This is a genomic window from Scytonema sp. UIC 10036 (assembly GCF_009725235.1).
Genome location: NZ_WJFC01000051.1, coordinates 1 through 25,878, shown reverse-complemented (window position 1 = coordinate 25,878; position 25,878 = coordinate 1). Strand labels below are relative to the sequence as shown.

General features: G+C 42.8%; 21 protein-coding genes and 5 pseudogenes. 18 read left to right on the top strand and 8 right to left on the bottom strand.

What is annotated here, in order from left to right; translation table 11 throughout:
• The first annotated feature begins 84 nt into the window (after positions 1 to 84).
• The gene (locus F7734_RS23590) at positions 85 to 1,581 is read left to right on the top strand and encodes a serine/threonine-protein kinase (RefSeq protein WP_155746921.1); all 1,497 of its coding nucleotides are present in this window, start codon (positions 85 to 87) and stop codon (positions 1,579 to 1,581) included.
• 5 nt (positions 1,582 to 1,586) lie between these two features.
• Here F7734_RS23590 and F7734_RS23585 read toward each other — a convergent pair whose 3' ends face one another.
• On the bottom strand, positions 1,587 to 2,519 hold the full coding sequence (locus F7734_RS23585) for a DUF3365 domain-containing protein (RefSeq protein ID WP_155746920.1): 933 nt from the start codon (positions 2,517 to 2,519) through the stop codon (positions 1,587 to 1,589).
• 926 nt (positions 2,520 to 3,445) lie between these two features.
• On the opposite strand from F7734_RS23585, the gene F7734_RS23570 reads away from it, so the two are divergent.
• From F7734_RS23570 to F7734_RS23545, 6 genes are all read left to right on the top strand, one after another.
• Positions 3,446 to 3,664: a PepSY-associated TM helix domain-containing protein gene (locus F7734_RS23570; RefSeq protein ID WP_155746918.1), complete on the top strand. Its 219-nt coding sequence runs from the start codon at positions 3,446 to 3,448 to the stop codon at positions 3,662 to 3,664.
• Positions 3,665 to 3,667: 3 nt separating this feature from the next.
• On the top strand, positions 3,668 to 4,198 hold the full coding sequence (locus tag F7734_RS23565; RefSeq protein ID WP_155746917.1) for a GNAT family N-acetyltransferase: 531 nt from the start codon (positions 3,668 to 3,670) through the stop codon (positions 4,196 to 4,198).
• Positions 4,199 to 4,293: 95 nt separating this feature from the next.
• On the top strand, positions 4,294 to 4,872 hold the full coding sequence (locus F7734_RS23560; RefSeq protein WP_155746916.1) for a TetR/AcrR family transcriptional regulator: 579 nt from the start codon (positions 4,294 to 4,296) through the stop codon (positions 4,870 to 4,872).
• A 49-nt stretch (positions 4,873 to 4,921) separates the two neighbouring features.
• Positions 4,922 to 5,620: an NAD(P)-binding domain-containing protein gene (locus tag F7734_RS23555; protein ID WP_155746915.1), complete on the top strand. Its 699-nt coding sequence runs from the start codon at positions 4,922 to 4,924 to the stop codon at positions 5,618 to 5,620.
• Between the two features lie 59 nt (positions 5,621 to 5,679).
• Complete coding sequence (locus F7734_RS23550) at positions 5,680 to 6,093, top strand: LLM class flavin-dependent oxidoreductase (RefSeq protein WP_155746914.1); 414 nt, start codon at positions 5,680 to 5,682, stop codon at positions 6,091 to 6,093.
• Positions 6,094 to 6,413: 320 nt separating this feature from the next.
• Positions 6,414 to 6,647 (top strand): hypothetical protein, encoded by a 234-nt coding sequence (locus F7734_RS23545; protein ID WP_155746913.1) that lies wholly within the window; start codon positions 6,414 to 6,416, stop codon positions 6,645 to 6,647.
• Positions 6,648 to 7,012: 365 nt separating this feature from the next.
• Here F7734_RS23545 and F7734_RS23540 read toward each other — a convergent pair whose 3' ends face one another.
• The 4 genes from F7734_RS23540 to F7734_RS23525 all read right to left on the bottom strand — a co-directional run bounded on the left by F7734_RS23540 (position 7,013) and on the right by F7734_RS23525 (position 16,659).
• A complete protein-coding gene (locus F7734_RS23540; protein ID WP_347566269.1) occupies positions 7,013 to 7,303 on the bottom strand; it encodes a DUF4058 family protein in 291 nt (96 codons plus the stop codon).
• Between the two features lie 212 nt (positions 7,304 to 7,515).
• Complete coding sequence (gene katG / locus F7734_RS23535; RefSeq protein WP_155746912.1) at positions 7,516 to 9,711, bottom strand: catalase/peroxidase HPI; 2,196 nt, start codon at positions 9,709 to 9,711, stop codon at positions 7,516 to 7,518.
• A gap of 279 nt (positions 9,712 to 9,990) precedes the next feature.
• A complete protein-coding gene (locus F7734_RS23530) occupies positions 9,991 to 15,858 on the bottom strand; it encodes an AAA family ATPase (RefSeq protein WP_155746911.1) in 5,868 nt (1,955 codons plus the stop codon).
• A 417-nt stretch (positions 15,859 to 16,275) separates the two neighbouring features.
• Positions 16,276 to 16,659 (bottom strand): nuclear transport factor 2 family protein, encoded by a 384-nt coding sequence (locus tag F7734_RS23525; RefSeq protein ID WP_155746910.1) that lies wholly within the window; start codon positions 16,657 to 16,659, stop codon positions 16,276 to 16,278.
• Between the two features lie 358 nt (positions 16,660 to 17,017).
• Here F7734_RS23525 and F7734_RS23520 point away from each other — a divergent pair.
• From F7734_RS23520 to F7734_RS23490, 7 genes and pseudogenes are all read left to right on the top strand, one after another.
• Positions 17,018 to 17,269: pseudogene (locus F7734_RS23520) on the top strand (GNAT family N-acetyltransferase); the annotation flags it as partial.
• Between the two features lie 94 nt (positions 17,270 to 17,363).
• Positions 17,364 to 17,900, top strand: coding sequence for a hypothetical protein (locus F7734_RS23515; RefSeq protein ID WP_155746909.1), 537 nt, complete (start codon positions 17,364 to 17,366; stop codon positions 17,898 to 17,900).
• A 51-nt stretch (positions 17,901 to 17,951) separates the two neighbouring features.
• A complete protein-coding gene (locus F7734_RS23510; RefSeq protein WP_347566270.1) occupies positions 17,952 to 18,347 on the top strand; it encodes a CHAT domain-containing protein in 396 nt (131 codons plus the stop codon).
• A gap of 58 nt (positions 18,348 to 18,405) precedes the next feature.
• Positions 18,406 to 18,627: a hypothetical protein gene (locus F7734_RS23505; RefSeq protein WP_155746908.1), complete on the top strand. Its 222-nt coding sequence runs from the start codon at positions 18,406 to 18,408 to the stop codon at positions 18,625 to 18,627.
• 27 nt (positions 18,628 to 18,654) lie between these two features.
• Positions 18,655 to 18,804 carry a hypothetical protein gene (locus F7734_RS23500; protein WP_155746907.1) on the top strand — a complete coding sequence of 50 codons (150 nt, stop codon included), beginning with the start codon at positions 18,655 to 18,657 and terminating at the stop codon, positions 18,802 to 18,804.
• 94 nt (positions 18,805 to 18,898) lie between these two features.
• Positions 18,899 to 20,413 carry an NAD(P)/FAD-dependent oxidoreductase gene (locus F7734_RS23495; RefSeq protein WP_155746906.1) on the top strand — a complete coding sequence of 505 codons (1,515 nt, stop codon included), beginning with the start codon at positions 18,899 to 18,901 and terminating at the stop codon, positions 20,411 to 20,413.
• Positions 20,414 to 20,755: 342 nt separating this feature from the next.
• The gene (locus F7734_RS23490; RefSeq protein ID WP_155746905.1) at positions 20,756 to 21,118 is read left to right on the top strand and encodes a hypothetical protein; all 363 of its coding nucleotides are present in this window, start codon (positions 20,756 to 20,758) and stop codon (positions 21,116 to 21,118) included.
• A 162-nt stretch (positions 21,119 to 21,280) separates the two neighbouring features.
• On the opposite strand, the gene F7734_RS23485 is transcribed toward F7734_RS23490, so the two are convergent.
• Positions 21,281 to 21,520, bottom strand: a complete 240-nt coding sequence (locus tag F7734_RS23485) for a hypothetical protein (RefSeq protein WP_155746904.1) — start codon at positions 21,518 to 21,520, stop codon at positions 21,281 to 21,283.
• Between the two features lie 26 nt (positions 21,521 to 21,546).
• On the opposite strand from F7734_RS23485, the pseudogene F7734_RS23480 reads away from it, so the two are divergent.
• Positions 21,547 to 21,831 (top strand): annotated as a pseudogene (locus F7734_RS23480) (photosystem II q(b) protein); the annotation flags it as partial.
• Positions 21,832 to 21,869: 38 nt separating this feature from the next.
• On the opposite strand, the pseudogene F7734_RS23475 reads toward F7734_RS23480, so the two are convergent.
• Positions 21,870 to 22,227, bottom strand: a pseudogene (locus F7734_RS23475) (four helix bundle protein).
• Positions 22,228 to 22,316: 89 nt separating this feature from the next.
• On the opposite strand from F7734_RS23475, the pseudogene F7734_RS23470 reads away from it, so the two are divergent.
• The 3 genes and pseudogenes from F7734_RS23470 to F7734_RS23460 all read left to right on the top strand — a co-directional run.
• Positions 22,317 to 23,054, top strand: a pseudogene (locus F7734_RS23470) (photosystem II q(b) protein); the annotation flags it as partial.
• 417 nt (positions 23,055 to 23,471) lie between these two features.
• Positions 23,472 to 23,759, top strand: coding sequence for a hypothetical protein (locus F7734_RS23465; RefSeq protein ID WP_155746903.1), 288 nt, complete (start codon positions 23,472 to 23,474; stop codon positions 23,757 to 23,759).
• Positions 23,756 to 24,169, top strand: coding sequence for a helix-turn-helix domain-containing protein (locus tag F7734_RS23460; protein ID WP_207714189.1), 414 nt, complete (start codon positions 23,756 to 23,758; stop codon positions 24,167 to 24,169). Before F7734_RS23465 ends, F7734_RS23460 begins: the two co-directional genes overlap by 4 nt.
• A gap of 446 nt (positions 24,170 to 24,615) precedes the next feature.
• Here F7734_RS23460 and F7734_RS23455 read toward each other — a convergent pair.
• Positions 24,616 to 25,314: pseudogene (locus F7734_RS23455) on the bottom strand (sterol desaturase family protein); the annotation flags it as partial.
• Between the last annotated feature and the right edge of the window lie 564 nt (positions 25,315 to 25,878).

Sequence of the window (25,878 nt, the reverse complement as noted above, 5' to 3'; positions counted from 1 at the left end):
CACACCACAAAATCATCAAAAACGCTCATTTGGGATGCTCGTGTTGTATTAGGTAAAATTTTACTTATAAACAACAACACAACCATGCTAGCTGAGATTCAACCTGGAACTTTGATTGGTCATCGTTATTTAATTAACAAGCTTCTTGGAAAGGGAGGCTTCGGAAGAACTTATTTGGTGTACGATACTCAGCGGTTTGGTGAACCCTGTGTTCTTAAAGAATTTGTACCTCCAAACACATCAGAGCGTTTACTTAACAAATACCGTGACCTATTTGAGCGCGAAGCAAAAGTTTTATACCAAATTAATCATCCCCAAATACCTAAATTTCTAGCTTGGTTGACCGAGCAAGAACGGCTGTTTATTTTGCAGGAATATATTGAGGGTCAAACCTATTCTCAACTTCTGCGCGATCGCCAATCGAGGCAAAAAAAACCTTTTTCTGAGGCTGAGGTTATCCAATGGTTATTGGAGTTGCTGCCAGTGTTAGATTATCTTCACCAGTTGAATATCATTCATCGGGATATTGCACCGGATAATGTCATTCTTTCCCCGAAACAGTCGAAACCCGTGCTTATTGACTTTGGAATTGTTAAACAGAAAGTCTCTGAGGTTTGGAATGCCGATCCTGAAAATGACCAGTATTCTGTGATGGGTTCAGTAGTAGGCAAAATTGGCTATTCGCCACCAGAGCAACTTCGTCTGGGACAATGCTATCCCTGTAGCGACCTATATGCACTGGGTGTTTCTGCCATTGTTCTTCTGACTGGAAAAATGCCAAATTTGTTGCTCGATCCGGCTCTAAAGTGGCAGTGGCGCTCCTATGCTAAGGTGAGTCCCCAATTGAGTGAAATACTGGAAAAAATGATAGCGGAGAATCCATTAGACCGTTACCAGTTAGCTACAGAAGTTTTTGATGAGTTACAAGGCTTTTATCGCAGCCAAGGAGAATCGCATCTTTTATCTGCTAATTTTGGTGTGAGCCAGCCAAATAAAAAGGAACCAACTGACCGCAATGGTGAGATTGAAGCTACAAAGACTGAAGAAGCAGAAGAAAATAAACTATGGAAACAACAGTTACCCGATATCAAAACTAATATTGAAAATACCAGGGGTATTGACTCAGAGTTTTTAGAATTTTGTCAGCAAGAATTAACGAGTTTTGTGGGACCGTTTGCTAGTGTTCTGCTTAAAAATACTTTAAATCAATTCCCACAGCTTACACCCAGAGAACTTGTTGAACATCTGGCTGTAGCAATTCCTCATTCACAAAGATCGCAAGAGTTTAGAAATCGCGCTCAAGTTCTTCTGTCAAAAACAGAAAAACCTCAGGAAACAAATCTCTTTCAGGATGCGGTCACTAGCTTTCCTGCTGCTAACGATCCAGAATTTTTACAATATTGTCGTAAAGAACTGGTGAGTTTTGTGGGACCTTTCGCTACTGTTCTTATTGAAGACACTATAGCTAATAACCCAAATATAACACCAGAGCAATTGGTAGAAATCTTGGTAGCAAAAATTCCTCACCAACAAAGAGCACAAGAATTTAGAAATCGCATTCAAATAAAGTTTAAAGGATAAAAGCTTCATCCTTTTGGACGCTGTTGCTCAAAACTTTGAATTGCCATAAGCAAACTCAGCTTCATCCGAGTAAAGGCTTCTACAAGAGAGCCGATTTCATCTTTGGACACTTTCCCAAATTCAGCATCGAAATCACCAGTACTTACGGCTTCTGCAACGCGAACAACACCCTTGATAGGTTGGATAACATATCGCTTCAACCATAGGTTAGCTACGTATATCGCGATCGCAAAAACTAGAGTGATAATTCCTATTGCTAACATCAATGCTTGGTTAGCTCTCTCAAGAATTATATTTGCTGGAACGGAAACAATTTGAGCACCATTAATTTCATTCAATTTCCAACCAAATCCATTTTCCGATCCATACACTTTAATCATTCTCTTGGGAGCCACATCTGGGGTACTATGACATCTCAGACAACTTGAGTCTGTTATGGCTAAGGGACTAGCAATGTAAAAGTATTTTTCTCCGTTAATCCAACGATATCCTGATGTTGTGTTTTCAAGATTATTAGCTTGCTGGAATTTTTGCACGATTGTTGTTTCAAAACCATCAGCTAAATCTTGAAGATTGGTAGGATTGAGCATCGCATCCTTATAAAAGAAGTCATTGTAAGTTGGGTCTTGTTTTTGTAGAGTTCCAAAGACTTTCCTTGCTGAGTAAGACGGGATAGCTTGCAGTACAAATTCATCATCTTTTAAGCGTCGTTCCAAGACTGGTTGCACTTCATCAAGTGTATATTGCCGTACAGCATTTATATTCTGGAATATAAAGCGAGCTCTTGATTTGACTGCAATTTCAGCTTGGTAATTTAGAAGATGAGCAAAAGCTATACTACTTAATGTAATTCCCCCAATAAATATTATAAGTAGTAATGTGGTTAGCTTTGTCGCTAATGTTAAATTTTGAAACTTTTTTGTTAATTTTCTCAACATATATTTTAAAGATGCATTTCCTAAAGAAATGGTAGGAAGTTTTAACTTTTCCTAAGTAGGTAGGCACAGTCAAAGTTAACTCATGCGGGTCGTTATTTATCCTTAGTAAAGGCTATAAGTGTATTTACATTTTGTAACATTACCTATTTATTTTTGCTCACCTACTTTTTATAAATGTTATCACCATCAACTTATGCGTAATATCTCGCTTTTCCACAATATGTACGAAAAGCTAACTTAGCGAGAATTCCCGTTATATTTGTGCCACCTGCTTATATCATGTCCGCTTATATACCCTAAATAAAACTCACGCAAAGACGCAAAGGCGCTAAGAAATGAAGAAATTTTTATTATGGTTATGCTAACGGACATTATATTATACGTCTCAAACTTGCTCGTACTGCAATTACATTCACCCCGATCCAAGCAAATAACTGCAACTGTTCTTTGGTTTATACTTAGCCGGAGTAGCAGTCACGGCTCAACCTGTCTGGGCACAGAAAGCCTATCGAACTGGGCAGATTAACCGGTCACAGTCTTTTTCTCAATCACCCATTCCCCAGTCTCTGACTCTCGTGACTGGTGTAAAGGTGAACGCAACCAATAGTTGAGTTATTTGATAGTGATGAGGGTTTAATTTTTAGCTTTACAGCAGTTGCATCATCTTCACAGACACCACCACAGGAACAGCCTGCGAGTGAAAAACAGCCAAATACCATTACAATTCCTTCATACGCGAGAACTGATGCCACAATATTTTACCGGAAAGCAAACTACCAAGTGGGACTGAGTTTTAAAAACCTCCTTGATATCAAGTACTACGATTCTCAAGGTTTCCTGCTGTCTCCTGGCGCACCGTTTACAGTTTTGGGAACCGTCTCAGTCAAGTTCTAATTTGAAATCAATTGAGAGGTATCACATCCGTTATGAAATCACGCAAATTCCGTGACATAGCTTTTATCCTGCACCGCTATATTGGTTTAGCTGTAGGGATACTAATAGCTTTTATCGGTTTCACGGGTAGTCTTTTAGTATTTAAGCCTGAGATTGAGCAATTTTTAATTTCTCGGTCTTCAGACAGGCTCCGTAACTTTTTACACGTATCAGCTTTTTGGATACAATGTTGGTTCGACATGGAATACTGATTTATGTCATTATATTTTACAATTCGTAGTGCCGAGCCTCAAGATCGTCCGGTTCTGGTCAAATTAATGGAATTGCTTCAAGATACTGAATCTGATTTACATCCCAACAGATCATCAGGTTCTCAGATTGGAAATGAACATTTCGCTTATTTGGAAGAAATCGTTAAGAAACAAAATGGTCAGATTTATGTAGCCCAGTCCAAGGAGAGCATCATTGGTTTTTTAGTCTGTTTTGTAGAAGAACTGGATGAAGGGGATTTGCATATTGTTGAGCGGGAGCGAAAATACGGTTATATCTCGGACTTATACGTTTTGGAAACAATGCGAGAAGCAGGCGTAGGTGCTGCACTGATGAAAGCAGCTGAGAATTGGTTCTTAGACTTAAAGTTAGAAGTTGTGAGAGTCAGTTTGTTATGTAGCAATGAAAAAGCAGCAAAGTTCTATCGTAAAGCTGGATATCAACCGTATGAAATCGTTTATGAGAAGCAACTTCAAAAAGAGCGATTCGTATCAGGGGAAACAGACAGAACTTAGCCCAGTACCATTTTAATTTTATAACCCGTTATACGTTACTCTACTGTTTTCAGTCATTGCTTGACATCCTACCTACCTATAGATAGGATGTATTCATGAAGGAAGTAGATACTAAAACACAAATTCTTGACGTGGCTCAAGATCTGATTCAACGTCTCGGCGTGAATGGGATGAGCTACCAAGATATCAGCGAGGTTGTCGGCATTCGCAAGGCAAGTATCCATACTCATTTTCCTAAAAAAGACGATTTGCTGGCGGCGCTACTTGACCGATACAACGATCGCTTCTTGGGAATTGTAGATGGTATCCTTGCTTCTAGCGATTCGCCAGAGGTAAAACTGCGGCGATATTGCAGTTTGTATGAAGCCACCCTCAGTAGTGGAAGTCAGGATAAAGCATGTTTATGTGCGATGTTAGGGGCAGAATTAGCAACCCTGAACCATCCTTCTGTAGAGCGCGTTCGTCAGTTCTATCAAGCAAATGAGGAACGGCTGGTGACTTTCCTCAAGGAAGGTTGTCAGGATGGCAGTTTCCGGTTTCCTGGAGACATCGCGGCGATGGCGGCTTTAATCTTTGGGTTGCTGGAGGGAGGAATGCTGATTGCTCGCGTTCATGGTGGAACAGCACATTTCCATCAAGTCATTGAGCAATTGATACAGTTAGTCAAAGGTTAATTTTTTTACCTAATAAACATCCAACTAGTAGGAAGTGAAGGAGAGCGTCATGACAACAATCGGAATTTTAGGAACTGGCAGAATGGGAGTGCGTTTGGCACAGATGTTTGCTCGAGCAGGGCAACAAGTCATCCTGGCTTCTCGCGATCCAAACCGTTCTGCTGCAATTGTGCGTGGGTTAGGTCAAACCATGCTGTCATCTGGCAGCTACGAAAATGCAGCCGATGCCGATATTGTCTTGCCTGCTATGTTTTTAAGGGATGGGATGTTGGAGACACTGGAACCCTTGCGGAATCAGTTAGATGGCAAGGTGTATGTGGACATTTCTAACCCGTTCAACGACACTTATACCGATTTCATTTTGCCCTGGGATACAAGCGGAGCCGAGCAGATTCAACACCGTTTTCCTAAAACACGAGTGGTGGGAGCGTTCAAAAATGTCTGGTGGGAAGTGTTTGATGAACCAACCTTTGGCGATACCGTTAGCGATGTGTTTGTTGTAAGTGATGATGAATCAGCGAAATCAGCTTTGATCCAAGTTGCTGTGAACACACCTTTTCGCTACATTGATGCGGGACGCCTTGCCAATGCCCGCACGATTGAACGCATGACGTTGCTGAGTGGGGAATTAGGACAACGTTATGGTTTCTTTCCTCGTATGAACTACAAACTACTGGGCGAAACTTGGACACCCGGACAGCGCGATCGGGTGGCTCCATTGATTTCCGTTAGTTCCACCTTATCCTAATACTTAATTAAATACTTTCACGATGCATCACAACTTTCCATTAGGTTTTCAACGAATGTTTGCCGAAAAAAAATCAACTGACGATTGGAGTATTCTTCCCTATCGAAGCCTATAAAGGTAGTATTCCCACCATGCACAACCAGGTAATTCTAGCTCAACGGGCTGAGGAATTGGGCTTTGCCACACTGTGGGTGCGGGATGTGCCGCTTCACGATCCCAGTTTTGGCGATGTTGGGCAAATCTTTGACTCCTGGGTGTATCTTGGTTACATTGCAGCCCACACCCACACCATCACCCTTGCAACCGGGAGCATTATTTTTCCTCAACGCCATCCCTTGCATCTGGCAAAAGCGGCGGCTTCAGTAGATCGACTATCTGGTGGAAGGTTAGTTATGGGTATTGTACTTAAGCCTACGGTTTATCGCACAAACGATAGCACCCATGACTGTGATGATTTAATAATTTACATATGAGAGGGGTGTACTATAGCCACCCCTACTGATATTGGCAAGAGTGTTTGTTTTTGCTGTTAAGATTTAATTGTGTTTGCTAAAATCCTCCATATTGAAATAAATGCATTATTTTTTTCTCTTTCAAGTGATGTTTTTTTATATAATTATTTGAATAATGTCCGGTAATTTTGTTTATAGACGTAAAAATACATCAGTCTCCAAACAATCAATAAATAGTCAAAAAACAAGGCTTTTTTTCTGATTTATTCAGCCAATGGTAGTTAATCTTTTTATAAATTTTATACAATAATTAGTTGTTTACAATACTGAACAAAGTAATTATGGCTGATATTAATATCAATATCTTCGATTTACCAGGCTCTGAACTTTTCAAAGATTCGGAAACTTTTCTTGACCAACTTACAGAACAGGAATTACACGACGTACAAGGTGGTTTTACTTTAACACTTGGGATACCAGGCTTCGATATAGTCGGTGGACTCGTAAGTCAAATTCCAACATCCAATGCGGTTGCACAGTTGACTACCGTATTTTTTGTAAATCCAGCTCCCTAGATAAACGGGAAGATGAATTAACGTGTAACAGAAATGCCTACCATATTTGTTAGGTAGGGCTATGCCGCACATTGAATGTTGTGCGGTATAGCCCTACGCCTATAGGTAATAATATAGCTGGCGGTTCGAGAGTCAATACTTGTCGGGTAAGCGTAAAAATACGAAAACACATAGGTTGGGGAGCCACAAAAAGTGCTCATGTGTCCACCAGTTGAGTAAAGTGGCGTTTGAGGAACAAAACCCAACATTTACAGGAATTTGTTGGGTTTCCTCACGGGTTTACCCAACCTACAAAAATTCTTATCCAAGTAGTATTGGTTCGGGAGTAGTTATGAGAAAAACTTGACAATTTCCTTGAATAATGACTAAGTCCTTAAGCGTTGTTCGCGTAAAAGAGTATCAGACCATACAGCATCTTCTAATTTTAGAGGTGGTACTGGTTCTTTATGATAATCAATTGCTAAATAATATCTTGCACGATTGTATATTCCATGCAACAAAGATTGCAAATCTAAAATCGGTTCTGTATCTTCTGATTGTAACGGTAATGGAAAGGAGGGAATTCGTTCTCCGATGGTAAAGCCGTATAATTTAGCTTGAGGACGTGTTTCACTTCTGCTAAGAATAATTTGATAATGTGTTTGCCTAGGGAACACCCCCACACTTTATAGCAATTGCTTCCATTCTGATTAAACAATAGGGGGTCTTACCCCCCATTCGCCAACATTATCCTTTAAGAAGTCGGAGATCTGACAGCCCTTTAGAATTAATGCGATGAACCACTAATACTCTGTCAACTAAATTTTGAGGAGTTCGTAGTTGCGCTGTCTATGTCTACGGCACGCCCTAGAGACCTTTGCGCTCTCGACTAAGCGAGGTCAAAGCGATCGAGGTTCATCACCTTATCCCACGCTGCCACAAAGTCATGCACAAATTTCTGCTGCGAGTCCCTAGATCCGTAGACTTCCGCGAGGGCGCGTAGCTGAGAGTTTGAGCCGAAGATGAGGTCAACACGAGTAGCAGTCCACTTGAGTTCGCCTGTTCTGCGATTGCGCCCCTCGAACTCATATTCATCTTCAGTAGTCGCCTTCCAAGTCGTGCCCAGGTCAAGCAGGTTCACGAAGAAGTCATTGGTCAACGTCTCTGGGCGATCGGTGAAGACGCCGTGTTTAGACGCTTCAAAGTTCGCACCCAGGACGCGCAAGCCGCCCACGAGAACCGTCATCTCAGGTGCTGACAAGGTCAGCAATTGCGCCCGATCGACTAGCAACTCCTCAAGCGATTCGCTGTGTTTGCCGCTAGAGTAGTTGCGGAACCCGTCTGCGGTTGGCTCAAGCACGGCGAAGGACTCGACATCTGTTTTCTCTTGCGACGCATCCGCACGTCCTGGCTTGAAGGGAACTTTGACCTCATGCCCAGCCTTCTTCGCCGCTTGTTCAATGCCCGCGCATCCGCCCAGAACGATTAAGTCAGCGAGCGAAACCCGCTTTCCGCCAGACTGCGAGCTGTTGAACTCCCCTTGGATCGCCTCCAGGGTTTGCAGCACCGTTGCCAGTTGGGTCGGCTGGTTGACTTCCCAATCCTTCTGAGGCGCAAGACGAATGCGCGCTCCGTTCGCTCCACCACGCTTGTCAGACCCACGGAACGTTGACGCTGACGCCCAGGCAGTCGAAACGAGTTGTGAGATAGACACTCCCGAAGCAAGAATCTTGCCTTTGAGAGCGGCCATGTCCTGTTCATCAATCAATTCATGGGTGACTGCGGGGATGGGGTCTTGCCACAAGAACTCTTGGGCTGGAACCTCTGAACCGAGATAGCGCGATCGCGGACCCATGTCGCGATGTGTCAGCTTGAACCACGCCTTAGCAAATGCGTCAGCGAACTCATCCGGGTTCTCGTGGTAACGCCGCGCAATCGGCTCGTAGATGGAGTCCATCCTCATGGCCATGTCCGCCGTGGTCATCATGGGGGCGTGCCGTTTCGACGGATCGTGCGCGTCGGGGACTGTATCCGCGCCAGCACCGTTCTTAGGCTTCCATTGCCACGCGCCAGCAGGACTCTTTGTCAGTTCCCAGTCATATTTGAACAGGGTGTCGAGATAACTGTTGTCCCACTGCGTCGGAGTAGGAGTCCATGCACCTTCAATACCGCTGGTGATTGCATCGACGCCAACACCCGTGTTGAAGCTGCTCTTCCAGCCGAGGCCCTGCTCCACAATGCTAGCACCTCCAGGCTCATGACCGACGTGTGACGATTCGCCCGCACCATGACATTTGCCAAAGGTATGTCCACCAGCAACGAGCGCTACCGTTTCTTCATCGTTCATCGCCATCCGACCAAAGGTCTCGCGAATATCGCGCCCCGATCCCACCGGATCGGGCTCGCCGCTCGGCCCTTCTGGGTTCACGTAGATCAGACCCATCTGAACGGCGGCGAGGGGATTTAGGAGCACCCGCTCGTCGCTATAACGCTCGTCGCCAAGCCAGACTTTCTCAGAACCCCAGTAGATGTCTTCCTCTGGCTCCCAGACGTCCTCGCGCCCGCCAGCAAAGCCGATCGTCTTGAAGCCCATTGACTCAAGCGCGCAGTTGCCAGCGAAGATCATGAGGTCAGCCCACGAGATTTTCTTGCCGTATTTCTGCTTGACGGGCCAAAGTAACATGCGCGCCTTGTCGAGGTTGGCATTGTCGGGCCAACTGTTGAGCGGCTCAAACCTCTGGCTACCCGAACCTGCGCCACCGCGACCGTCGCCAATCCGATACGTGCCTGCGCTGTGCCACGCCATCCGAATGAAGAGCGGTCCATAATGACCGTAGTCGGCTGGCCACCAGTCCTGAGAGGTGGTCATCAGGTCGAAGATATCTGCCCTGAGAGCAGCTAAGTCGAGGCTCTTGAACTCAAGAGCGTAGTTGAACGCCTCACCCATGGGATTGGCTTTGGGTGAGTGCTGGTGGAGGGTGTTCAGATTCAAATATTTCGGCCACCAGTCTCGGTTCGACAACTTATGACGAGCCGTAAGTTTCTGACCTCCGCCTGTAAACGGGCATCCGCTTTCGCTGCTCATATTATCTCCTGTCTTTGGAAAAGCGCTAATCTACGGTTGCATACTTAGAGCTACCGAGAAAGCGATTTAAATTACCATGAAATAGTCATGGATTTAATCATAATCGATATGAGTCCGTTTTAGCATGACCTTTAAGCTATTGTAATAAGTGGGCTCTTCGATCGCACTGGCGCTTATTTTATGTGCATCTTAGCCCTTTTGTCGCCCCGTCAGAACAGGGAGGAATGACCTGTTAAGAGTTTCTTGTTCCCCGTTGCCTTCTTTAAACAACTTTGAGCCTTAACTAAACCGTATTGGAATATAAATTACAAATTCTGTTCCTTCTCCTAAAACAGAATTAACTTCAATTTTGCCCCGATGTATTTCTTCCACAATTTGCCGCGCGATCGCTAGTCCTAATCCTGTGCCTTTTCCCACTCCTTTTGTAGTAAATAAATGGTTGAATATGCGTGCCTTGACATCTTCGCTTATTCCTGTGCCATTATCGGCAATTGATATTTTTAAGGTATGATTTTCCATGACAGTTCTCACTATAATTTTGCGTGGGTTTAGCTTTAAATACTCAAAGCTCCGACCTATACTTGACTCATCTAAAGCATCAATGGCATTAGCTAGAATATTCATAAATACTTGATTTAATTGTCCGGGAAAACACTCGATTGGCTGGAAATTATTGTACTCAGTTACGACTGCAATTTCTGGACGTTTCTCATTCGCTTTGAGGCGATGCTTGAGAATTAAAATTGTACTATCAATGCCTTCATTGATGTCAAATGAAACTTGATAATTGTTATCGAAACGGGAGAAAGTTCTTAAGCTGGTGCTGATATTTTTTAATCGGTTAGAAGCCATGACCATTGCATTGAGCATATTTGGTAGGTCTTCTAAGCTATAATCTAAGTCAATTTCTTCAGCATGAGCGAGAATTTCTGCTTCCGGATTTGGTAGAACTTTTTGATAGAGTTTTAGGTGTTCAGTGATATCAGCTAAGATAGGTTTAGCTTGTTGGAGGCTAGCCGAAATAAAGCCGAGGGGATTGTTCATTTCATGAGCTACCCCAGCAACTAAGTTACCTAGTGCAGACATTTTTTCATTTTGTATCATTTGCAGTTGGGCTTGTTGCAGTTCTTGCAGAGCATTTTCCAGTTCTTGAGATTTTTGCTCAATGGCAGCTTCAGCAAGTTTGCGATCGCTAATGTCAATCACAATACCATCCCATACCATTTCACCATCCTCGCCCAGTTCTGGCTGAGAAGCTGCTTTTACCCACTTAATATTTCCATTAGGTGTAACAATGCGCCACTCATGCTGAAATAGGGTGAGATTTTTTGCTGACTCAATAACTGCGCGAAAGGCTTCTGCTCGATCGTCGGGATGTTCAAAATCACGCAGGCTACATTTCCCTAACAGGAAATCTTCTGCTGCTACTTCGTAAAGTCTTTGACACCCAGAACTGACGTAGGGTACTGAAGCTGAACCATCGGCTTTAATTCGGATCTGATAAATCATTCCAGGAATATTATCTGCTAGTTTCTGAAAGCGGGCTTCACTGAGCCGTAATTTTTCCAGAGATTGTTCTAACTGTTGAGCATAAATTTGTGAATCTTGATAAAGACGGGCATTTTCTAGAGAAATGGCCGCTTGGGTACAAAGAAAGTTGAGAATGAGGATGCGATCGCTGGTAAACACACTACTAGTAGAGTGATTCTTTAAATACAAAATTCCAATTAAGTGTCCTTGATTAAGAATTGGCAAGCACAACAAACTTTTTGGTTGTCGTTGACTTAAATACTCATCAATTACAGGTAAATTGGTTTTGAGTTCGTCAATCATCACGATTTCTTCGGTGTTTTTGACGTACTGTATCAACTTAATTGGTAAGTTGGGGTTGCCCTCTAAAGGTTCGGCACAAAGTTCTGTGGTTTCGGGTGTAGCAATGGCTCTTACCAACCATTTTCCTTGAGTATTAGGTAGGATTAAGGCACAGCGATCGCCTCCAGAATGTTGCAGAATAATCTGTGTTAATTTGTACAGTAGTTCATCCAGTTGAATCGTGCCGGAAATGGCTTGGGAGGCTTTGAGGATAGCAGTAAAATCAAAGGTACTGATGTCAGTGTTAGAAGAACGACCCAAATCAGTGGAATTATGAACCGAGTTCGGGCGACTAACGCTGTTCGATAGTGTTTCCAGCATATGGAGTGATTGTACTCTCTGCTGGAGAAGAACGCGCAGTAAATCGGGATGGCGGTTTTCCAAATCCTCAGTTTTAGCTTTTGCACCCCAACGAGCGTAACAGTAGTATGCCTCCTGCATATAACTTGCTGCGACTTTCTGTTTGCCCCAACTTAGGTAAAATTTAGCGGCCAGTTCATTGCTAAGTGCTTCATCTTGCACATAACCATGCGTTTTGGCTTGGGTAATAGCTAAATCGTAATGTTCCATCGCCTCAGCAAATTGACCAAGCACTCGATAGCGTTCTGCTGCCACAAGTTGCCAACGGTGTTGATGATTGAATGGGGCATGAGTAGCCCAAGTTTGTAGTTTTTCTTGATAGGCATTGATTCGCTCTAAAATGGCTGATTGTTCTTCAGCATTAACATCGGTGTAACGTGCTAAATGAATTAAAGCATCATAAAAAACTCGGACAACTACGACGAAATAGCCAGTTACAGCATTGCTATACTGTTCTGCTAAGGCTACTTGTTGTGAGGCTGCTTCGTATTCTCCGAATAAATAACAGAGAACAGCTTGATTGAGATAAAGATAGAATAACCCCGTGCGATTGCTGGCAGCTTGTAAGCTGGGTAAAATTTGGGCAGCATTGAAGACTTTGCCCTGTAAACAATAGGGAACTTCAGCTTGTCCTAATAAATTGAGAATCGCTTGCTGGTAGCATTCATAATATTTTATCGTTGCTTCTTGTTTGACTTGGCTGATGACTTGCCGATGAGTCTCCATTTCCTCAGCCAAATTATTTAATTCTCGACCACTCCAATAGCTACACTCACTATATGACACTAAGTTCAACGCTACGCATACCCAATCTCCGGTTTCTAAGCCGCTGTGATAAGCTTCTAGCAAACATGGGATACTGTGATGTAAAGGTTCTTTCCAGTGCCGAATAAAGCTGTTAACAATAAAGTAAGCTCTGCTTTTAAAAGCGTTAATCTGTTGTTGTTCTAGTAACTTTAATGAAAGTTTTCCAAACTCATACCCAGCATCAATATCTCCAATCAAACCACAAAGAGTCACTCCGTAGTCTGCATAGGAAAAAATGGCAATAGATGAATTGCCAAATTGGATAGCCATCTCCACTTGCTTAGATGTAAGTAGCGGTAACAGTGTCGGTTTAGCAATGTACGCAGAGGAGACCAGTGTAGTCATTATTTGCATGGCTGCCAGTTGATGTGGGTCGCTCATCGCAGGCAAATCCAGCAAACTTAGGGGTGCGCGTCCCATCCATAGTTGCCTTGTCTGTTGATCTGCGGCGCTAATATCTGCTATAGTTGGCCGTGCGGGAAATTCCACACCGAGTAATTTCAACACTTGTAACCCAGTCTCAATGACTTTGGCAAATTGACCTTGAGACCGGAATGCCGTCATTCGGGTTTCATAGACTTTGATAGTATCCAGCAAAGAAGTGGCAGATTGTAACACAACGTCACCCCATCCTGCCAGCTTGTCAAAGTCTGTATTCAGGCACGCAGCTTCTAAACGCTCATTATGCAGATTCAGGGTTAATTTGTAATCTTCCGTCCAGGCATGGGAGGGTAGTAAGTCAATACCTTGGGTACAATATTTGACAGCAGCATTATAGGCGATCGCTGCTTTGGCTTTGCGCCCCGCCAGCAAATTCAGTTGCGCTAACTCCAGTTTTTTGTCAGGCTGAGTTATCAAATCAACGCCTATATTCAAGTGATTGACAATTTCAAAGATATATGTATCTAGTTGAGTTACAGGTGTGTTAGCGTGCAATAATTGACCGATCGCTAAATGAGTCGCTTGTTTTTGGTCTTCGGGAATTAAACAATAAGCAGCTTGTTGGACGCGATCGTGCAGAAAGCGATAAGCAACATTTTCGATATTGTTAGTATTAACTTCTTGCTCGTGGCTGAGATAAAACTTATAAACTTGACTTTGCGGTAAAATCAATCCTTCCTGCAAAGCCTTCCACAAAGCATCTGCCACTTCCTGTGGCGACTGTTGTGAAACAATTGCCAAAGTAGTTAAATCAAAAGAGTTACCAATACAAGCAGCTAATTTCAGGACATTTTGCGTTTTCTGGGGCAATTTCTGTAACTGAGTAGCCATAAATTCCACCACATCATCAGTCACAGATAGCGCATTGACTTGAGCCAAATCGCATTCCCAATAACCTTGCTCGCGATTAAATTTAATTTGTTTATCTTCGTATAAAGCCTTGAGAAACTGCGTGATAAAAAAGGGATTGCCTTTAGTTTTGCGATTGATTAATTCTGTTAGGGGACGCGATCTCTGTGTCGTACAATGTAAAGTGTCAGCCACTAACTGATTGGTATCACTCAAGGAAAGCGGAGCAAGAGTAATAGTATTAACAGTCTTACCAGTTTTCTTGAGTTCTTCCACCTTCAACATTAATGGATGTACGGCTGACACTTCATTATCTCGATAAGCACCTAACAAAAGCAGATATTTTTGATTTTCAGTTAGCAGTTTAATTAACTGTAGCGAAGCCAAATCTGCCCACTGTAAATCATCCAGAAACATCACCAGTGGATGTTCCTTTGTGGTGAAGACAGCAAGAAACTTTTGAAATAGTAAATTAAACCGATTTTGTACCGCTGTTCCTGATAGTTCTGGTGCAGGCGGTTGTTTACCAATTACCTGTTCTAATTCTGGAATGACTTCAATCAAAACTTGCCCATTGTCTCCAACAACTTGAATAATTTGATTGCGCCACTGTACCAATTGTGCGTCTGATTCTGACAACAATTGCGCCATTAAGTCGCGTAAAGCTTGTACAAAAGCGGATAAGGGAATATTTCGATTGAATTGATCGAACTTACCTTTGATGAAATAACCTTGCTGACGAGTAATTGGTTTGTGGACTTCATTCACCACAGCAGTTTTCCCAATCCCCGAAAATCCTGCTACTAGCATGATTTCCGATTGGCTGTGAGTGACACGCTCAAATGCTTGTAATAAGCTAGCAACTTCTGCTTCTCTGCCGTATAATTTTTCCGGGATGAGGAAGCGATCGCAGACATCCCACTGACCGATTTCAAAATCTCTAATTTCTCCTGTCTCTTGGAGTTGGGCTAAACAAAGTTCTAAATCATGCTTTAATCCCAAAGCACTTTGATATCTATCTTCGGCGTTTTTCGCCATTAACTTCAGAACAATATCACATAAGACTTTTGGTATTTCTTTGCTTCTGCCTCCTACCTCCTGCCTACTGCCTTTTAGCTGCGGTGGCATTTTGGCCAGATGATAATGCACCAACTCCATCGGGTCATCACAATTAAATGGTAACTTTCCGGTCAATATTTCATATAATGTTACACCCAGAGAATAATAATCGCTACGGTAGTCGATGCCACGGTTCATTCTGCCTGTTTGTTCTGGGGAAATATAGGCGAGAGTTCCTTCTAAAACATTTGGATTTTTAATTTCTTGGGTTTCTTTAGGTAGTAATGAAGCAATACTAAAGTCAATGAGTTGAATCTGTTTTGTTTGGGGATGAATCAGAATATTTGCTGGTTTAATATCTTTATGAATAATGCGATTTTCGTGTAAATCGCGAAGAATGAGAACTAGTTGAATAGCAATATTCAAAACTTCTACTAAGGATATATTCGAGTTTTTCATGTATTCTCTTAAAGAAGTTTTTCCCAGATCTGTCATCACCAAAATATAGCCATTGCCATAGGTTTCTAGCGATAAGGGATGAATAATTCCAGCAATGTTGAGATTTTTAGTGATTGTATACTGATGACGAAATTGTAGTAATTCGTTAAAACTGGGATACTCTAAGGTCAGAAGTTTAATAACGACTGGAAGTTGGTCTGATTGGCGGATAGCTCGATATACGTTGGTTTTGGAGCCAGCATACAGTTGAGAGTTAATTTGATATCCTGGAATGATGGGGATAGAGTTTATAGTCGCCATCTATACATACCTTATGACAGAATTTGGTTTTCCTTACTGGCATTAGTATTCCCATCAACTCAATGTTGGATAACGCTATCGAGAGGATCGGAGGTAGGATTGTTGCTCAACGCCGGAATTACCAGAAGAAAGGCAGAGGGCAGAAGGAAAGAATGTAGTTTTTAACGTCCAATGACCGTGGCGATCGCCTATTTGTAAGTTTTTGTAATGAATTCGCTTCATTTTTTAAACGGCATAGCAAAGATTTCAGCCTCCTAAACTTCAGAGGCTTCAAATGGTACAGGTTTCTCCGTGGCTCTAGCTTGGGTTGAAAGCGGCTCATCAAATCCAAACGCGTAACTTTCTGTAGGGATGCTTATTTCACCCCGGATACAGAAGAAGGCCGCCCGTGGGTGCCTGTTCGCAAGGAGCGCGTGGTTAGTCTTTTGGGGTGGACGATAGAAGTGGACAGACTTCCATAGCTTGAATCAAGCCATGTTCAAGGGTGAATCGATGGCCCACGTGTTCCGAGGCAAGAACTGCTCCTGCCAAGTCACGCACGACCTGATGCACCGAGACCAAAATGCGCCCGTCCTCCTCCAAGTAAAAGGTTTGCGGCTCGACGTGCGGATCGATCTCGCTCCATTGCTCCGTCCAGTAAGCGCGAACTTCTTCAAGGCCACGGACAAAACCGCCTTTGAACGCTCTCGGCCAAACCACGTCCGGAGTCATGAGAGCAAGGGCAGCGTCAATTTCTCGCGCGTTGAAGGCTGCGTATGCCGCACGGAGCAGTTCGATTAGGAGTGCTCTTTGATCTGACATTTATTGGTATGGTGAAGGAGATGCAGCAGGGACTAATAACTTATTGTACAGAGTTTATCCCACATTCAGCAGGTTATTTAAGATAAAAAATAATATTGATGAGAAGAAGCCCCAAGGAACTGCAAAATCAGGTTTTGTTTATCGGTGAGTTTAATCGAAGATTTAATACCATCGACAAATACAAGATGAATAGACTGAAAACATTGGAGAATCCATCTTAAAGTAGGACGGGCAGCTTTGCTGACCTTTTTGATTGGGGAGAGTGGAATGAGTAAGTTCTAATGCTTGCCGAAGTTGGCGTTGCCCTAAACTATACACCATGAGAGCCAGTGTCATAATCATTGCAAGTGCCATAAAAGGTATTGCCTCAGCTCCTTGGAACAGACAATTTATTCAACGTCCGCCGAAATTAAAAGGCGTTGGTACTGCACTTTTGGCGTTTGCAAGAACTCGCAGTATAGAACTAGGTTACGAGGGGAGAGTTGGGTTACATTCTTTACCAGGAGCCGAAGAATTTTATGAAAATCAAGGTATGATTGATTTGGGTGAAGACGAAGATTATGACTACCTAATTTATTTTGAGTATGGAGTTCGTCGTTTCCCTGGATAATTTAGCGGCATTAGGTGATAAGTTACCAAGGAATACCATACAACTTATCTAATTGTCTCTATTGTATAGATGATAGAAGTAACAGATGTAAGTGATGAGTCAGCAAAAACCACCAAACAATCAATCCACCCCTAACCAGGACAACGCGATAAATCCGATGGATTTGTTGAAAGATGAAGAATGGTTCAGAAAAGCGCTCGCGGCTGAGGACAAAGTAGGTGGTAACATAGGTGCGGGATTAGATTGGGGTTCTGCGTTTGGCGAATTGATGCTTAACCTTGAACTATTGGGACGTTTAAAAACGTTACGTATTTCTTTAAACAGAGAAGTGCGGTTGCTACTGAATAATTGGAATTTAGGAACAGCTACCATAATTGCAGTAAAAACTGCAAAAGAGAAACTGCTTCAAAGATTAAGATTACCTACACCAGATGTCAGAGAACGCATACTCGCTGTCTTGGAAATGGATGAACTTTATTATGAAGAGTTCATTTGCGATCGACAGATACTACGAGAACTAGTAGGAGTTTTGCTGACACAAGAAGATTGGGAAACTATTGCAGCAATTTCAGCAGATTCGTTAAAAGCACAAATTATGCAGCAAGTTTCTTTTGAGAAAATTTCGGCGTAGATGAGAGATAAAAGATCGTGTAGCAAGCGCTACTAAACAGCATCTTTTGCAATCCTCCGGAAAATAGTATGCTCAATTTGTATCAAAAGCTCAAACGTTAACGTACTTTTTACGAATCAATCTAAAAAAGCATATCAAAATAGTACCGTGAAAAAAATCTTAATCCTCTCAGCAAACCCCAAGGACAAAAATAAGCTGCGCCTGGATGAGGAGGTGCGGGAAATTCAAGCAGGCTTGGAACGCGCTAGAAGACGAGAGCAGTTTGAAATCATCTCCAAAATGGCAGTGCGGCCTAACGACTTACGCCGTGCTTTATTAGATCATGAGCCACAAATCGTACATTTTTCTGGTCATGGGACGGGGAGTACTGGTTTGGCTTTGGAGAATAATTCCGGGGAATTGCAACTGGTAAGTACTAGGTTGGTACTGGGAGCGCAAAGAGATTGAAAATTACTTAATAGACCCAAAAGTAGTAAGGCGATCGCTGGGTGGTGATGCTCCACCAGTGGAAGAGTACCGTGCAGCGCTGATTGCATCAGCAGAAAAGATAGCCGCTTATACTGCTGCTAGAATTACGCTGTCGCTTTATCTGTCAAACCGTCCCTCACCGCCCAGTAACTCGTGGGGGGAAGAACGCGATAAAAAAGAAGAATATTACTGGAGTTACAGGATTAACCGACTCACAAAAAGCATCACTCAAAGCCTTAAGTGCAATCTCAGCTGGTAGTGGTACTCACTGCAAAAAAAGTGAGTAGTGGTGGACGCACATAGCGATCGCGAAGCGCAAGCCGTAGCCGGCTTATCGCACTCAAAAGAGTTGGACTCTCGCTCGCTACACCTCCATTGCCACCAAAAACCCAGCCGTCAGAAAAAGTCAGAATCGGTCAGTATCCGTAATAAATAGTATTTAATTTATACAAAAAAAAACAAGAATTACGTAATCCTCTCTGGCAAGTTGAATCCTAAATCATCAGACAAAAACAAAAGGGGATAAAACAATGGACGCTAACATGATTAAAGAACAACTCCAATTCATCAACAACACGAACGAGAAAAAGCACATTACAATTTTAGGCGCGGGAATTGCTGGTTTGGTAGCCGCTTACGAACTCGAACGCTTGGGTCATACTGTTGAAATATTAGAAGGAAGCCCACGCATTGGCGGACGGGTGTGGACGCACCGCTTCGGTAATGAACCCGATGCACCTTATGCCGAACTTGGAGCTATGCGTATTCCTAGCGACCATGAACTGACACTGCATTATGTCCAAGAAATGGGACTCGGTGACAAGCTGTGTAAGTTTATGACCGTGTTCGAGGAAAGCAACGCCAAAATGAACATCAACGGTCAAGTGCTGAAGATGAAAGATGCACCCCGCACGCTGCAACTTTCAGAAGGCGGTTTATTAACTGATACGCGCTATAGCGAACAAACTCGCAATTTTGCCGCTTGGCTCAAAACCATCATTAATACAATTGCTCCTGGTAATCTTCGTTCTGATTTTGAGCGCGATTTGCAATCTCACTTAATGGATGAATTGGAGCGCTTGGATTTAAATCCTTACTTTAGTGAAGATGGCGAAACCATCGATTTGCACTCCTTCTTAACTCAAAACCCCAGCTTCCGCGCCAAGTGTTCCCAAGGATTAGATATCTTCCTCGGTGACATCATGACCGAAACCAGCCATGACTTGTTACAACTTAAAGGTGGCATGGATCAACTGATTCAGCGCTTGGCAGCATCAATTAACGCGGATATCAAGTGCAATGCTGAAGTTGTCGCCTTGCGTGTAGAAAAGGATTATACCCAAATCACCTGGAAACAAAACGGTCAATTGCACACCAAGAACTGTGACTACGTATTATGCACCATTCCCTTCAGCGTACTCCGTAAAATGGAGTTAAGCGGTTTTGACGAGCAAAAGTTAGACTCCATCCACAACACCGTTTACTGTCCCGGTACTAAGGTCGCGTTTCATACCAAGGAAGCTTTCTGGGCAAAAGAAGGTATCAAAGGTGGTGCTTCTTTCAGTGGTGAAGGTGTACGTCAAACATATTACCCAAGTGTGAAGTTTAACCCAGAACGTGGCAGTGTGATGTTAGCAAGCTATACTATCGGTGATGATGCCGATCGCATGGGGAAAATGTCTGAGAGCGAGCGTTTTGATTACGTACAAAACACAGTCAGCAAACTTCACCCAGAACTGAATGAGACTGGTGCGATCGTAGACAAAGCATCCATTGCTTGGGGTGAGTATAAGTGGAGTGCAGGTGGATGCACCATTCATTGGGATGACAGCGAATCTAATTACTTGGCAGCACAAAGACCCCAAAACACCCTATTCTTTGCAGGCGAACATTGCTCTAAATTCCCTGCTTGGCTGCAAGGTTCTATCGAGTCCTCTCTTGAAGCTGTTCTCGACATTGTGAAGCACAAGCCAGTTACCAAGTCCACTGTTGTTACCGTAGCTAACACCATTTCTCGCACCAATCGTCAGTTGGCAACAGTTTAAGCAGTGACCACCTGACCAATGCCCAATGCCCGATTCCCAATTCCCAAAATGGAGGTAAGCATTAAGAATATTTAACAGTTTGTCTGTGTTTTATCCCTTTGGTTTGTACCCGCCACGTGCGGGTTTTTTGATGAGTGTATGTCAGCGCTTAAGTACTTTAACCATGGGTGCAAAGGATCGCTTGCTAAGGGGGATATCGATGATTGGCGATTTGCGACTGTATAAAGTATGACACCTTGAGTTAAAAAAGGCGCGTGAAAACATAATCTAGTGCTAAAAATGTGAGAAACTACAAATAATTCAGGAAAAAAATGATATTTACATCCATCTTAAGAGGGATAAATGCTTCAATTCATACGTTTTCATCTGATTACTGCTAGCACTGTGCTGCTTCTGTGCGTTCCGAATGCATTCATAAGAGTTACTCATGCTCAATCTAAAAAATGTAACGCTGAGGGAGTCTCAATTTCTAGAACTGGGAAAATCGCTACTGAAGTTACGTTTATCAATCAACGCAGTCAAACAGTAAAAGTTTACTGGCTTGACTACTCAGGGAAACGGAAGTTCTACAGTTCGATTCAACCAGGCGATAGAGTCAGTCAAAGTACGTATGTCACTCACCCGTGGGTAGTTACAGATACTCAAGATAACTGTTTGGGTGTTTACTATCCTGACGGACAGCCTCGGATAGTAGAAATTAACTGAAGAAAAGCGATGTTCGCCACATATAAATATTGAGCAATATTTCATAAAAGGGTCAAAGAACCTAAAATTAGTTCGGCTTCTTTAAAGTTCTTAAATCGCTCCAGCCGCAGTTTCTTAAGCATACCATAAGTTCACTAAGTCATCCGAGAGAGCTACTTCATTCTAAAATGTCACGTAACAGTTAGGGCGATCGCTTTCTTGCTCGCTAGGAAATGCAAATCGCATTCTACTTAATGTAAGCCCAGACTCGCTACCAGGAGCGCCCAAACTTGGGGCTTGTCCTCCACACGAATGATAACTCAAGCTAATCTTTTTTATCACTTTTACTAACTTTCGGGGTATTGTAAAGTTAAGTAAACGATTGTAAAGTAAAGTTACAGGCAAACGCAAAGCCTGATTCATAAAACATTAACCGCAATTATAAAGTCATGACAGCAACCTTACAACAGCGCCAAAGCGCAAGCGTGTGGGAACGCTTCTGTGAGTGGATCACTTCCACTGAAAACCGCCTCTACATCGGCTGGTTCGGCGTACTGATGATTCCCACCCTCCTCTCCGCAGCTATCTGCTTCATCATTGCATTCATCGCTGCTCCTCCCGTAGACATTGATGGTATCCGCGAATCCGTTGCAGGTTCCTTACTCTACGGCAACAACATCATCTCTGGTGCAGTTGTTCCAAGCTCCAACGCAATTGGTCTTCACTTCTACCCCACCACAATAATTCGTAATTCGTAATTCGTAATTCGTAATTATTTTTCTTTAAGTTTTTTAGTCGAAGCAACTAATATTTTACCTATTTCATTAGCTTCTTGAAGTAAAAGCTCGAATTTTCGTTTTTCAACTAGCTCAGATTCTATCAATATTTCTAACCAATACTGAGTCTCTCGAGCTTCTTTCAAAGCAATTTCGCGCCTTACTTAAGAAGTCTTTATCAGACTGTGCTCCCTGTGCTTCTCTCACGTTTGCTCCAATAGCTGTCCCCGAGCGGAGTAATTGCTTTGAGAGTGTTCGGTAAACTCCTGGCTTTTCATCAAGAAAGCAACAAGCTTTAATGATTCTGATAGCAAAATTTTTAGTTCGGTCAGCAATACTGATATTAACTATCATAAAATTATAGACTTTGTTACTAATAATTCTCTCATTGTTTGAGTTTAAATTCAATTACGAATTACGAATTACGAATTACGAATTATTGTGGTGGTCCTTACCAGTTGGTAGTTTTCCACTTCCTGATTGGCGTCTTCTGCTACTTGGGTCGTGAATGGGAATTGTCCTACCGCTTGGGAATGCGTCCTTGGATTTGTGTAGCATTCAGCGCACCTGTAGCAGCTGCAACAGCAGTGTTCTTAATCTACCCCATCGGACAAGGTTCTTTCTCTGATGGTATGCCTTTGGGTATCTCCGGAACCTTCAACTTCATGTTGGTGTTCCAAGCAGAGCACAACATCCTCATGCATCCTTTCCACCAGTTAGGCGTAGCAGGTGTATTCGGTGGTTCCTTGTTCAGTGCAATGCACGGTTCTTTGGTAACCTCCTCCTTAGTACGTGAAACGACCGAAACCGAATCTCAGAACTACGGTTACAAGTTCGGACAAGAAGAAGAAACCTACAACATCGTAGCAGCACACGGCTACTTCGGAAGACTTATCTTCCAATACGCATCATTCAACAACTCCCGTTCCTTGCACTTCTTCTTGGCAGCATGGCCTGTAATCGGCATCTGGTTCACCGCACTGGGCATTAGCACAATGGCGTTCAACCTCAACGGCTTCAACTTCAACCAATCCGTACTTGACTCCCAAGGTCGTGCGATTGGTACCTGGGCAGACATCCTCAACCGCGCTAACCTCGGTATGGAAGTCATGCACGAGCGCAACGCTCACAACTTTCCTCTCGACTTAGCAGCAGTTGAAGCTCCTGCAATCAATGGCTAATAGATAACGCCACTTCAACTCAAGAGCGTCCTCTCCTAGTCGGGGGACGCTTCTTGTATATTTTGAAGCTAAGGTGAAATTCGAGCAACAGAATTCGGAATACTGCCATTTAGGTGTGTAGTTAAGAACAACACTAAATTTAAAGCTTTATATCTAAACCAAACCATGCTGTTATATGCAGTATGGTTTTATACATTGTAGAAGCATTTTTCAAAAAAAGTTCTGAAACAAAAATGTTTGGCATGAGTACAAAAATATAGTTGACCTCCAAAAGTTAACTCTTGGAGGGTTTAGCACTGCAGTTAGTCTTGTTTAGAATCAATTGTGTTCCCCACATTTTTGAATAGCTTCGACAACAACACACATTACTCAATAATTTGTTAATGTACAGAGGAAGTTGTTAGGGAGGTAAGAGCGATGGCTGAAGTTCTTATCCAAGATTTAGAACCAGCGCTGCTGGAGAAATTAGAAATGCTTGCGAAGCTTAATGGGCGATCGCTACAAGCACAGTTAAAGCACATTCTACAAGCAGCAGTTCAAGCCGAAAAGCTAGACCAATCTAAAGCTTTAGTAGTTAGTAAAACACCAGAAAAATTAGGCTGGAGTCATGGTTTTTTTGAGAGGACTGCTGGAAAGTGGGAAGGAGAACCGCTAACAAGAAAGGAACAAGGAGAATACGAACAGCGACTCTGGGAACTTCTGTGATTTACCTGCTAGATACGAATACGTGTATTCAATATATAACTCGTCGCAGTTCACCTGTTGTTGACAGATTAGCTAGAGTCCCACGCCAAGATGTAGTTCTGTGCGACATTGTCAAAGCCGAATACGATGCACTGGAAACTGAATTTAACCTGGCACGAAAAGTCATTACCCTAAGATCGGTAAGTGGCTTAAACCAACGCGACTTTGCAGATAAGATTGGAATCAAACAACCACAACTAGCTAGAATTGAATCGGGAAAACAAATTCCCAAGCTTGAAACTTTAACAAAGCTTGCATCGGGTGCTGGTTATGCCGTCGAAATTCACTTCGTTCCGATGAAAGATAAACAGGCTCCAGAAATTGAACCAGTGCGGCTGACTGTTGAACCAATGTTTGAGACAAGGCGTTAAAAGCACGGGTAAGTGACCAAACTGAGAAGTCTCTAGGAAAACTGTTTCCACCAGAACATCCTTACTTTGATGATGTTTTTAAGGACCTTGGAGAAGCCGGATACTACCTTAGCTCGGCTGTTAACCGTATTCGGGCGGCACTTAAGACATTACAAAGTAAGGAACAAACCCAAACCGATTAAAGAAAAGTTGTGCCAAACCCACGAACATTGAGGGGGTAGCAATTGCCCTACCGACTGCGGTCATGCAAATCCGGACACATAGGTTGAAAATTTATTCTTACCTTAATAATCATTGTCAGCCACACAAATTCCTTTACATTGAATACCGTTCGTCGCTGTGCGTTGACAATGAGAACATAGAACTTTTTCATTTTCTGTAGCGCTTACCGGAAAATTTCCAAAATGAAAATAATTCTCATAGTTAGGGTCTTGAGTACCGAGCAGTTTGTCCCAGAGTGTGAAATACAATCCGTAGTGGACGGTGTACTTGCGATGATGTATCGAGTGATGCGTTGCACCGATGAACCACCTTCCGAACCAGTGGCTCTTAAATGACGGGGGAAATAGCTCGAATCCAAGATGATTCAACATTGCCCATATCGTCATCGTCATGAGCAAGGCAACTAAGGCGATGAAATGGAGTGGGACTAGGAAGACTATACCTATAAAGAAGAGTGCCTGTACAATCGCCTCAGGCAGATCGAACGCGAAGGAACTCCACGGTGTTGGCTCTTCTGAACGGTGGTGTCCAAAATGCATCCATCTGAAAAGCAAGCGGTGGTGAAACATCCGATGCATAAAGTAAAAGTACGTATCCTGAAGGATGAGCACCGCCACAAAGCTGACTCCTAAATACCACAGCCCATACTCACATAGGTCAGTGTACAAGAGCGTTACTCCCAAATCGTATTCTGAGATGATGAAAGCCGAACAAAAAGCAAAAATCACCGCCGAGAGAATCGATAGTTCAACATCCTTCCAAATCGACTGACTCAACGGTGGCTTTAAACGTAAACTCCGTTTGGCGAGAGATTTCCCTAAAACCAAATAGAAGAGCAAGTACGCTCCCCCTGCGATCAGAAAGTATCGGGCAAAAATAATCCCGAAAAAGAAAAACGAATAGAAGCAAAATGAGTGGTTCATTAATTTAACGTTTCCTCCTTGGGATAGAACATTTGGTATGATTTAAATTGAGCATAATTTTTCATCATAAGAAAAGCTATAAACTCTATAGTAACCTCCTCTGTTGTCGAACACTCCGCCACTCAAATCCGAATCGGCAATGCCGTGTTTTGCACGAGCGTGGGAAAGACTCGCTCTTTCAACAGTTGAAATGCTAAAGTTTATTATGTTAATCAGTCTCCACTAAGAGGATGTTCGAAAAGTAGTGGGCTGTCATTTAACGCAATACCAGGAATACTAAGAGCAGTAGCGGTTAGTGAGAATTGTCCCGTGCTAAAGAATACACCTAAGCTACCACCAGAATAATTCGTAATTCGTAATTCGTAATTGAATTAAATTCAATTGATACTTAGAATGTGATATATTAGTTACTAATAAATCTAAGATTTGTTATGATAGTTAATATCAGTATTTCTGAACGAAAAAATTTGCTATCAGAATTATTAAGTCGCAAAGATGAGCATATGTACGAATTTCAAGTGGGAGGTCGCGGACCACAAGACCCAAATGCAAGACGGTATGGCT

Bases quoted from the DNA above. Each gene is read 5' to 3' on its own strand.
- F7734_RS23545 (WP_155746913.1), top strand. From the start codon at position 6,414: ATGGCTGATATTAATATCAATATCTTCGATTTACCAGGCTCTGAACTT.
- F7734_RS23495 (WP_155746906.1), top strand. From the start codon at position 18,899: ATGGACGCTAACATGATTAAAGAACAACTCCAATTCATCAACAACACG.
- F7734_RS23560 (WP_155746916.1), top strand. From the start codon at position 4,294: ATGAAGGAAGTAGATACTAAAACACAAATTCTTGACGTGGCTCAAGAT.
- F7734_RS23515 (WP_155746909.1), top strand. From the start codon at position 17,364: ATGAGTCAGCAAAAACCACCAAACAATCAATCCACCCCTAACCAGGAC.
- F7734_RS23490 (WP_155746905.1), top strand. From the start codon at position 20,756: ATGCTTCAATTCATACGTTTTCATCTGATTACTGCTAGCACTGTGCTG.
- F7734_RS23485 (WP_155746904.1), bottom strand. From the start codon at position 21,520: ATGAATCAGGCTTTGCGTTTGCCTGTAACTTTACTTTACAATCGTTTA.
- F7734_RS23585 (WP_155746920.1), bottom strand. From the start codon at position 2,519: ATGTTGAGAAAATTAACAAAAAAGTTTCAAAATTTAACATTAGCGACA.
- F7734_RS23590 (WP_155746921.1), top strand. From the start codon at position 85: ATGCTAGCTGAGATTCAACCTGGAACTTTGATTGGTCATCGTTATTTA.
- F7734_RS23525 (WP_155746910.1), bottom strand. From the start codon at position 16,659: ATGTCAGATCAAAGAGCACTCCTAATCGAACTGCTCCGTGCGGCATAC.
- F7734_RS23530 (WP_155746911.1), bottom strand. From the start codon at position 15,858: ATGGCGACTATAAACTCTATCCCCATCATTCCAGGATATCAAATTAAC.
- F7734_RS23465 (WP_155746903.1), top strand. From the start codon at position 23,472: ATGGCTGAAGTTCTTATCCAAGATTTAGAACCAGCGCTGCTGGAGAAA.
- F7734_RS23555 (WP_155746915.1), top strand. From the start codon at position 4,922: ATGACAACAATCGGAATTTTAGGAACTGGCAGAATGGGAGTGCGTTTG.
- F7734_RS23565 (WP_155746917.1), top strand. From the start codon at position 3,668: ATGTCATTATATTTTACAATTCGTAGTGCCGAGCCTCAAGATCGTCCG.
- katG (WP_155746912.1), bottom strand. From the start codon at position 9,711: ATGAGCAGCGAAAGCGGATGCCCGTTTACAGGCGGAGGTCAGAAACTT.
- F7734_RS23570 (WP_155746918.1), top strand. From the start codon at position 3,446: ATGAAATCACGCAAATTCCGTGACATAGCTTTTATCCTGCACCGCTAT.